Consider the following 9,424-nt stretch of genomic DNA (forward strand, 5'->3'; position numbering starts at 1 on the left):
GGGCTACAAGCCGCCGTTTAAGTACATCTCGATGACCAGTTGGAGAAATGCAGCGAGTCCATTAGCCAGCCACGCGATGCCAAACAAATGGTTCGATGAGCAAGGTTTGGTGAATCTTGAAGAAGTGAGAACGGGGTATGTGTTCAGTGTTTATACTGAATGGAAGTTTGCATGAGCCGTATACGAGGTCCGTACGTACGGTTCTGTGAGAGGGATGAGGCGGCAACGCCTCACCCTACTCGATATGGATTTTTACTTTCCGAAAGCCTTGTGGAAATATTGAATATTATAGGTGTCCCGTTAGTACTAAGGTGTATCTTCGTGGTGGACCCGTGTTTAAATAGCCTGTATCTCCTCAGCCAGCCTAACTTCTCTTCGCCATGATGTTCAATATCTTGCCAGCCCTCGCATTTTGATATGATAGCGCTGATAACAAGAAAAATTAAGTCAATAAGGTCATGCTTTTGATTTATGTCAGATCGAGTATCGTCGACAATTGATAAGTGTTCAATTATGTTCAAAATGGCTATTTAATAAGGGGGGTGGAGGTATAGTTCATATCTGTTAACAAAGTGTGATCCCGCCCTGAAAGCAACGCCACTTTAACTAATTATGTTCTTTTACCACATCAACAAATGCGCTTAGACTTTTCGACATGTGGCGATAGCGGGGAAAATAGAGATGAAACCCTGCTTCATCAGGGCACCAGTCTTCTAAAATTGTAATTAAATTACCTGAATTTATTTGTTCCTTAGCATAATTTTCAGGAACAAACGCTATTCCCATGCCTTGTGTAGCTGCACTGACCATCAAATTGTTATTGTCTAATGAAATAACACCTGGAACATCAACCGATATAGACTGCCCATCTTTAAAAAACTCCCAGTGGTAACGTTTACCACTTGGTAAACGTTGGCGAATACAATGGTGCTGATTAAGCTCAATAGGTGTTATTGCGCAGTATATTGATTTAAATATTGAGGCGATGCGACGACAATAAACCGAACTTCAGGGCCAAGAGGAATAGCAATCATATCCTTAAGAAGAGACTCTCCAAGTCGGATTCCTGCATCAAATCCGTCTTGAGTAATATCACTTAACTTGCCATCACTAACAAGATCCAATTTAATGCTAGGGTAACGTTCTCGAAATATAGGGACAATTTGTTCCAATAAATAAGCTATCGCCGACTCATTGCCATTAATTCTAACTTCTCCGAGTAAGTGCTCTTTGTCGTGACCAGAATCAAACAGTAATTGATCCAAATCACTAAGGATTGGCGATAAGCCTGAGAATAAATGTTCCCCAGCTGGTGTTAAGGAAACACTGCGAGTAGTACGTCTTAGCAATTGACAGCCTAGATATGCCTCTAAGCCTTTTATAACATGGCTCAAAGCTGAACGACTTACCCCAAGATGATCTGCCGCTTTGCAAAAGTGAAAGTGTTTCTCGATCCTATTCAATTAGTGATTCAGCGTTCTTACACTTTACCCCATCTACATAAGAAAAGGCCAAACAAAGCGCTGAGCATGGAATGTATCTATTAAATTGTTAAGCCGTAGTCAAAACGGATTGAATCCAATCAGCGAAAACTCGAAATGACAGGTTTAAATGTTTACTGTGAGGGTAAACGAGGGATAGTGGTATCATCGGCGTCTGGTATTGTTCAAGAACTGGTATAAATTTACCATTGTCTATATAGGGTTGTGCTAAATAGCTAGCGATGCGTATTAAACCTAAGCCCTGCAACCCACAGTTTATGAACGTATCAGTATCATTCACTTTTAGTGTTTCGTTCATTTGAACCTTAACGTTTTCTTCGTTATCAATAAACTGCCAGTTAATTACACGCCCAGAGCTTTGACTTAGATAGCCGATAGAATGGTGCTTAGTTAATTCATCTAAGTTCTCTGGTTTTCCAAAGCGCTTTATATAGGTTGGCGATGCGACCACAACCCAAGATGAAGTAATGAGTGGGCGTGCAACTAATGATGTTGAGTCTTCAATTTCTCCAGCACGAATGACACAATCATAGCCGTCATGAAATAAGTCAACATTCTTATCGCTGGTACAAAGTAAGAGCTCAATATCTGGATATTTATCAATAAACTCGCTAATTTTTGGTAAAATAGAATGATGCGCTAAGGATGTTGGCATACTCACTTTTAGCCTGCCACTTGGATTTCTAGCTTTGTTTGGAAAGTTGGACTCTATTGCTGATATTTCTGCGAGTATATGTCGACATTGTGTTGCATAACTCTCACCATCGGGCGTTACGCTTAACTTGCGTGTGGTTCGCTGTAACAACTTGACCCCTAAATAATCTTCCATCTCTTTTATAATTCTGGATACCGTGGATTTAGGTATATTAAGAGCCTCAGCCGCCTTACCGAAATGCTTCGCATCTACAACTTGAACAAATACTCTCATACCTTCGAAGCGATCCATTATGTCCACCATTATCCCAAAATTAAGAACAGTTTAACCTATAACTAGCTATTATCACTTTGAATAATCTAAATTACACTTCATTTCGAAACAATCAATAGAGAGTAATCAATTTATGAATCATAATTTAAACGTAGATGTATCAAAAATACTTGTCATGGGGGCTGGTCAGCTTGGTCTAGCGGTTCTTAATGCATTACAACCTAGAGTATCTGCATTGGGTGGGGATATAACAGTTTTAGTCTCGCCTAGTTCACTTGAGAATGGTGCAACACCGGTTGACGAGTCATTGAGGACGTTTACAGCAAAAGGGGTGAAATTTAAGGCATTAGATTTAAGTAACATTAGTCAAGAAGCCTTAGTTGTCTTTTTTTCTGAGTTTAATACAATTATAAATTGTACAGGCTTTGTTGCGGGTTTAGGTACTCAAACAAGAATCACACAAGCTGCTCTAGAGGCGGGTGTTGCGCGGTACTTCCCGTGGCAATTTGGTGTAGATTACGATGTAGTAGGTAAAGGAAGTGGTCAACCAGTATTCGATGAACAGTATGAGGTTAGATCTATTTTACGCCAGCAGCAAAGTACTGAGTGGGTCATTGTCTCTACCGGTATGTTTACTAGTTTTCTGTTTGAACCAGCCTTTGATGTGGTTAACTTAGAAGAAGGCTATATCAACGCACTTGGCAGTTGGGATAATAAAGTCACGGTAACCGCCCCTGAAGATATTGGTAAATTAACCACTGAAATCTTATTAGAATCCCCCCGAATCATCAATGACGTCGTCTTTGTTGCTGGTGATACTATTAGTTACGGTGACTTAGCTGATGTAGTTGATAGCTTCAGTAATAAGCCTTGCACACGTAATGTTCTCAGTTTGGATAACCTGCAAACTGAGCTAACTAAAAACCCTGACGACCAAATGCTAAGGTACCGGGCAGCCTTTGCTCTTGGTGATGGCATGTGGTGGAATATCGAGAAAACGTACAATTTTAAAAAAGGAATTGAAACTCAAGATACTGAGCAGTGGTTAAATACGCATATAGGGTAATTATTTATTACTGTTGAATAACTCCTTTTTCATCTACGTAATTCAGTCACCTGAATAACTAGGGCCAATTATATTGGCCCTAGTTATATAGACTTTGGATTCCAAATAAATAAGACACTCATAACCTCGACGAGCTGCAAAAAATAAAAACTCTGCGCATGGTACAGATGATGGTATTGAGAAAGGTAGTACTTCTAACTAGCTGTTATTTAAGTTGATTTTCTTCTCATTGATATTCGAGTGGGTTAATTACGCCTTAACTGAATAAATAGAAACACCTAAAAATCCGCTTTATTTGAAGCGGGCTTTTTGTTGGCTGATGATCAGTGTTGCTTTAAAAAAGCCCCCAACATTTCATGTTAGGGGCCTGTGTGAATTAGGCTGTTGCCATTCTTAAACGTAAGACAGGTCTGTCGTCTATTGGTAGATGTAGCAATGCCGAGATAAAGGCGAGGATGACGGCTGACCACCAAATTGGGTCGTAAGAACCGTAATAGTCGTAGATCAACCCACCGACCCATGCCCCCAAGAAGCTGCCAATTTGGTGAGAGAAAAACACCAAGCCATAGAGCGTTGATAGGTAGCGAGCACCAAAGATTTGACGTACTAAGCCTGATGTAATGGGGACGGTTCCTAACCAGCAAAAGCCGATTGCAGCACCGAAAATGCCGGCTGTTAGTTCGGTTGTTGGTATTAACACAAAGGCGGCGATGACAGCGGTACGTACGAAGTACAAGGCTGACATAACATAATGTTTGCTAAATCGGTCTGCCATGGCGCCCCAGAAGTAAGATCCTAGGATGTTAAATATACCCACGTAGGCCAGTGCCATAGCGGCAGTGGATGCTGGGAGGTTTTTATCTAGTACGTAGCTTGGAAGGTGGGTGGCGATAAACATGACATGGAAACCGCACACAAAGAAACCAATATGAATTAGCCAATATCCTTTGTGTGAGAAGGCTTCTTTCAAGGCTTCTTTTATTGTTTGTTTGTCTTCTTGTACAGCTGTTGTGTTATGAGCCTCTTTTTTTGCGGTCTTAATGAATAGAGCAAACACCACGATGAAGCTGCACATAACGGCGAATATCTGCATGGCGCTTTGCCAGTCATAAATGCTCAACATGGTTTGCGCACCTGGGATCATTGCAAACATGCCAAATGACCCTGCAGCTGTAGTTAGGCCGAAGGCTTTTGCCGCATGTTGCGCAGGTACTACTTTCGCAATGGCACCCAGTACGATCACGTAGCTGGTGGCACTTAACCCCAGTCCAACCAGTACACCTAATGTTATGTACATCATGGTGGGTTCGACTGTGATCGATGTTAAGTACAGACCCAAGGCGTAAGAGATAGCACCTAAAATGATGATGCGTTTTGGCCCCCAACGGTCAGCGGCCATGCCAACAAATGGCTGGAACGCGCCAAACAGTAGGTTTTGCAAGGCAATGGCAAAACTGAAGAACTCTCGTCCCGTATGGAAATAGTCGGAAATGGGAGCCATGAAGATACCAAAAGACTGCCTGATCCCTAGGCTGGTAATCAATATTCCTATGCCTAGCCAAACTAGGAGTGGAAACCGGAAACTAAACATAATATTGCTCTTAATTATGGCTATGGGATGAGATAGTTCTTTGTTTCCTCCTATGGATTTATGGCCACCACGGTTAATGGTTTGCGCTGTCACTTTTTCTCTGGGCTTGGTGAGCGATAGATAAAGGTCAATGACAGACACAACATAGTTAACAATCTCAGCACTTTAGCGACAGTGGAATGAAACAAGTGCGTATGTGCGCTTAACTAGTATATGGGCGGAGTTTAGAGAGTATTTGGTAGGTACTCAAATGATAAAAAGTGAAGTGATCTATGCAAAATATACATAAATTAAATTTATTATTAATTAGGCTGAACTATGGCGTTAGCTCCGCATCCAGCCCCATATCTACTACGCGTTTAGCTATTAGTTTTCCGCACTCTTCTTTTACAATACTTCTTAACCATTTCTGTGATGGGGAGTACTCGCATCGGGGATGCCAAATCATGGAATAATCAAACGGCGTAAAATGAAAGGGTAAAGGTTTTACGATCAGGTCATAGCGCTCAGACATTAAATAGGCTAAATCGGCTGGTACGGTAATAATAAGTGGCATCATATCTACAATGGCCAGTGCTGCCTCCAAATGATAGGCCCTTAGAACCATTTGGCGTTTTGGTTTATTTTCTAGTGCTTGCTCAAGAAGAGATTTAACGCCATCGCTTATGGCGATCATGGCGTGAGGGAAATTTAAATAATCCTCTAGGCTCATTTGTTTATTGGCTAGCGGGTGTTGCTTAGATAATAGACATGACACTCCAACTCGTCCCAATGTTTCATACTGTAATGGCTCAATTGAATGTATGGGGCGGCAAATCGCCAAATCCGCTCGGCCGTAGGTGAGTTGTTCTTTTAAATGTTCGTCTTGTAATGGCAAAAACTCGAAAGCGACATTGGGAGCTTCTTGATAAATGCGCGGCAAGGCAAAAGGTAAAATGGTTTGCATTGCATAATCTGTCGTCACAATAGTGAATGTTTGATCACAGGACTTAGGGTCAAAATCAATGGGGGATAAGAGTTGTCTTAGAGAGTTGAGAGGTTCGCCTAACGCTCTGTTCATTGACAAAGCTTTTTCGGTTGGAACCAAGTATTGTCCTTGACGAGTAAATAAAGGGTCCGATAGTAATGTGCGTAATCGTCCCAGAACTCGGCTCATGGCGGATTGGCTTAGGTTTAAGCGAGCAGCAGCTTTGCTGACACTGCACTCCTCAACGAGGATTTGTAACGCCACTAACAGGTTTAAATCCCGACGATAGCTTTCTTCTACTTTCATACCTAGCCTGAAACAATGGAATAATCTTGGCGGTGTAACCAGTAAATGTCGGAAAACACCCATTAGGTTGGATATTATACTCTGTCAAAGCCTTCAGGCTTGGTCTTTCCTAGACGTAATTTTGCCTATTCCCCCCCATGGTTTAAACAGCCAGATTAATGTTAAAGAAAATATCCCGCAAATAAGGCCAGGCCAAAGCCCATTAAAATGGCGCCAGCCACTCTTTCTACAATGTGTATATAGGCTTTTAAATAGGTTTGAACTTGGGGGCGACCAATGGCTGCCGCGATAAATAAGTCCCATAATAGTACCGCGAGGAACATCCATACGCCGCAAGAGATTTGTTGAATCAATGTCACCTCATTACCAAGGATGACAGTCATTAAGCTCATATAAAATAAAGCGTTTTTAGGATTGAGTAGGGCGGAGTTTAACCCAAGGAAAAGTTGGTGCATTGCGGAGGGTGGGGTCTCTTGGCCGGTTTCCAGTAGTGCGTTGTTTTTTTTGCTTCGTAGGAGTTTTTGCCCAACCCATAAAAGGTAAATGGCGCCAGCGGCTTGAATCAATGCAAAAGCTGTTTGGTTGTCTCGAAGGTTTGCCCAACCCAGTATTACTAGTGCGATATAAATAGCATTACCTAGGGCGACGCCAAGGCAGATAAAGCGACTGCCTTGCAATCGATGGCGGATAGAGTGGGCAATAATTAGGAAAAAGTCCTGTCCTGGGCTTAATAGCGCGACGAAGTGAGCCAATGCTAATGCAGGGAAAGCGGCAGGAAGAAGAGTTGCAATTGACATAACAGGTTACCTATAGATTATTTTTTCCAACTATAGGCTTTGGGTGTCAGGGAATATTGTCGAAAATTGACGTTCCTTGTTGATATTGGCGGGGTGTTGAAGCGGTATAATTCACAAAGGTGCGATGTAGTTGGCTTTGATCTGAAAAGCCAACTTCCGCGGAGACATCCACAATGCTCATTCCTTGTCTCAATAAAATCTTAGCTTGTTCAATCCGATTATTATTAAGAAAGGATTTTGGCGTGATGCCGTAGTGCTTTTTAAAACGGCGGATTAATGTTTCCGCAGGTTTGCCAAGCTCTTTCGCTATGACATCAAGGGACGGAGTTTGTGTTATATCTTGTAAGAGTCGAGTTTTTAGTTCACCGGCTAAATGGCTTTCGTCTTCATGTTCTATAGTGGGTGAGCAATAGCGGCTGATTAGATTAAACACCTGCCTCTCTAGGCGGCTTGCTGTTTCCTCGTTGTCTTGATTTAACAATGCATGGATTAGCTCCGATAGTTTTATCTCACTGTCTAGAGCTGGTAGCAAATTGTGTTGGCAGTCGTATTTTTTAATCTCGTAACCATAGAGTTTCGACAACAGGTTGCAGCACCATATGTTGTCGATATAGAGCATGTGGTAACTGCGTGGTTGACCCTGCAAGGGATTACAGGAGTGAACGACGTTGGGTTCAATAAGAACAATGTCCGCTTTTTCAAGCATCATCTCATTGTTTTGTAAGGTTAACTGTGTTGTTCCTGACTCAATGATGCCAATGGATAGTTCGGAGTGGCAGTGTGCTTTATAGCTCTGTGTGCTGTTTTGAGTTGTGCGTATTGTGAGGAATGGAATACCCTTGCTACTCCAAAAGTGCTGATTAATATTACGAACCGTATCCATCACAAAGCGAAACTCCAAATCAATGATCTAATGATCCTATTGTACCAATTGGGTTTGCGCAACCGCCTAGGGCACTCATAACTTTGGTGTCTGTTTAAGATCTATGAAAATGCCTTTCCTTATATGAGAGTGGCTGTTTTTGATTGTGATGGTTTTCATAAAAAATTCTGGAGTTCTGTTGTGAAATTTCCAACTCCCTTAATAGAAGGGAAATTGATTAAACGCTATAAACGTTTTTTGTCTGACATCGAACTGCCAAATGGTGAGATTGTGGTAGCCCACTGTCCAAATACCGGCTCCATGAAACGATGCCAGCAGGATGGGGCTCGTGTCTGGTTGTCTAAAAGTGACAACCCAAAGCGTAAGCTGGCTTATACTTGGGAGCTGGTGGAAGTCGATGCTCAGTATCTAGCGTGTATTAATACAGGTTACCCAAACAAGTTGGTCGGTGAAGCCATTTCCAATGGAGTGGTGAAAGAGCTTGCAGAATACCCTGAACAAAAAGCGGAAGTGAAATACGGTGAAAAAAGCCGCATTGATTGGTTGCTCACAGGCAATGATGGTCGTAAGTGCTACGTGGAAGTGAAAAACGTCACCCTATTAGAAGAGGATGGTTTGGGGTACTTTCCGGATGCGGTGACGGATCGTGGTCGCAAACACTTATATGAACTGGCGAAGATGGTTGAAGAAGGTCATCGAGCAGTAATGTTCTTTTGTGTGAGCCATACAGGGATAAACTCAGTGACTCCAGCTGCACATATAGATAAAAAGTATGCGCAGGCTTTTGTTGAAGTGGTAAAGAAAGGGGTGGAAGTGATTGCCTATCAAGTAGCGATTGATTCCCAAGAGATGAAAGTCGTGCGTTCGGTGCCCGTGGTTATGCCTACATTATTGGATTAATGGGTTTGTCTTTATGTGTTTTTGGTTATTTAACAACCAAAATGAGCCGTTTTTGATGGTTTTATGAACGAATACTCTTTTATTTAAAATAAATTGAAAGAAAATGTCGAAAAGGGTTGCACAAAATCTGTAGATCCTTAATATACGCCCTCGCTGACACGGACAAGGCTTCAGAGCAACGAAGATCAAGTTCAACTAACTAGATTAAGATCTGGTTAAGTATTCAAGTCAGCCCGCTCTTTAAAATAGATAATCAGATAATTTGTGTGGGCGCTCGCTGGAGGCTTCAGAAGATTGTCCGGATCAGTTTTTAACTGATTCGAGATGATCAAAAAAATTGAAGTCTTGCGAAACGTCTAACACGTCAATTCGCTTTATGTTGTTTTGTTGTTCTTCGGGACGATGGAATGATTAAGTTATTGTTAGTGTAATAGATTTTGAGTAAGCAAACTTTTTAACTGAAGAGTTTGATCATGGCTCAGAT

Annotated in this window: 9 protein-coding genes and 1 pseudogene; 2 read left to right on the plus strand and 8 right to left on the minus strand. The window is 41.8% G+C overall.

What is annotated here, in order from left to right; all coding sequences use genetic code 11:
- Window positions 1–329: 329 nt before the first annotated feature.
- From B6N13_RS23055 to B6N13_RS23065, 4 genes and pseudogenes are all read right to left on the minus strand, one after another.
- Window positions 330–521 (minus strand): annotated as a pseudogene (locus B6N13_RS23055) (transposase family protein); the annotation flags it as partial.
- Between the two features lie 85 nt (window positions 522–606).
- Window positions 607–987, minus strand: coding sequence for a LysR substrate-binding domain-containing protein (locus tag B6N13_RS23625; RefSeq protein WP_348981567.1), 381 nt, complete (start codon window positions 985–987; stop codon window positions 607–609).
- Complete coding sequence (locus B6N13_RS23630) at window positions 951–1,463, minus strand: LysR family transcriptional regulator (protein ID WP_211172986.1); 513 nt, start codon at window positions 1,461–1,463, stop codon at window positions 951–953. The genes B6N13_RS23625 and B6N13_RS23630 overlap by 37 nt, the downstream gene beginning before the upstream one ends.
- 88 nt (window positions 1,464–1,551) lie before the next feature.
- Window positions 1,552–2,448 carry a LysR family transcriptional regulator gene (locus B6N13_RS23065; protein WP_169460731.1) on the minus strand — a complete coding sequence of 299 codons (897 nt, stop codon included), beginning with the start codon at window positions 2,446–2,448 and terminating at the stop codon, window positions 1,552–1,554.
- A gap of 115 nt (window positions 2,449–2,563) precedes the next feature.
- Here B6N13_RS23065 and B6N13_RS23070 point away from each other — a divergent pair, with 115 nt between their 5' ends.
- Window positions 2,564–3,496 carry an aromatic alcohol reductase gene (locus B6N13_RS23070; RefSeq protein ID WP_169460732.1) on the plus strand — a complete coding sequence of 311 codons (933 nt, stop codon included), beginning with the start codon at window positions 2,564–2,566 and terminating at the stop codon, window positions 3,494–3,496.
- 376 nt (window positions 3,497–3,872) lie between these two features.
- Here B6N13_RS23070 and B6N13_RS23075 read toward each other — a convergent pair whose 3' ends face one another.
- The 4 genes from B6N13_RS23075 to B6N13_RS23090 all read right to left on the minus strand — a co-directional run bounded on the left by B6N13_RS23075 (window position 3,873) and on the right by B6N13_RS23090 (window position 8,040).
- A complete protein-coding gene (locus B6N13_RS23075; protein ID WP_348981566.1) occupies window positions 3,873–5,180 on the minus strand; it encodes an MFS transporter in 1,308 nt (435 codons plus the stop codon).
- A 223-nt stretch (window positions 5,181–5,403) separates the two neighbouring features.
- Entirely contained in the window at window positions 5,404–6,360 is a 957-nt protein-coding gene (locus tag B6N13_RS23080; RefSeq protein ID WP_169460733.1) for a LysR family transcriptional regulator, read from the minus strand.
- A 161-nt stretch (window positions 6,361–6,521) separates the two neighbouring features.
- Complete coding sequence (locus B6N13_RS23085; protein WP_169460734.1) at window positions 6,522–7,157, minus strand: LysE family transporter; 636 nt, start codon at window positions 7,155–7,157, stop codon at window positions 6,522–6,524.
- A 46-nt stretch (window positions 7,158–7,203) separates the two neighbouring features.
- Complete coding sequence (locus tag B6N13_RS23090) at window positions 7,204–8,040, minus strand: AraC family transcriptional regulator (RefSeq protein ID WP_169460736.1); 837 nt, start codon at window positions 8,038–8,040, stop codon at window positions 7,204–7,206.
- A 123-nt stretch (window positions 8,041–8,163) separates the two neighbouring features.
- Here B6N13_RS23090 and sfsA point away from each other — a divergent pair, with 123 nt between their 5' ends.
- Window positions 8,164–8,940 carry a DNA/RNA nuclease SfsA gene (sfsA, locus tag B6N13_RS23095; protein WP_211172987.1) on the plus strand — a complete coding sequence of 259 codons (777 nt, stop codon included), beginning with the start codon at window positions 8,164–8,166 and terminating at the stop codon, window positions 8,938–8,940.
- Window positions 8,941–9,424 lie beyond the last annotated feature (484 nt).

The organism is Marinomonas sp. UCMA 3892, from assembly GCF_012726345.1.
Taxonomy (GTDB): domain Bacteria; phylum Pseudomonadota; class Gammaproteobacteria; order Pseudomonadales; family Marinomonadaceae; genus Marinomonas.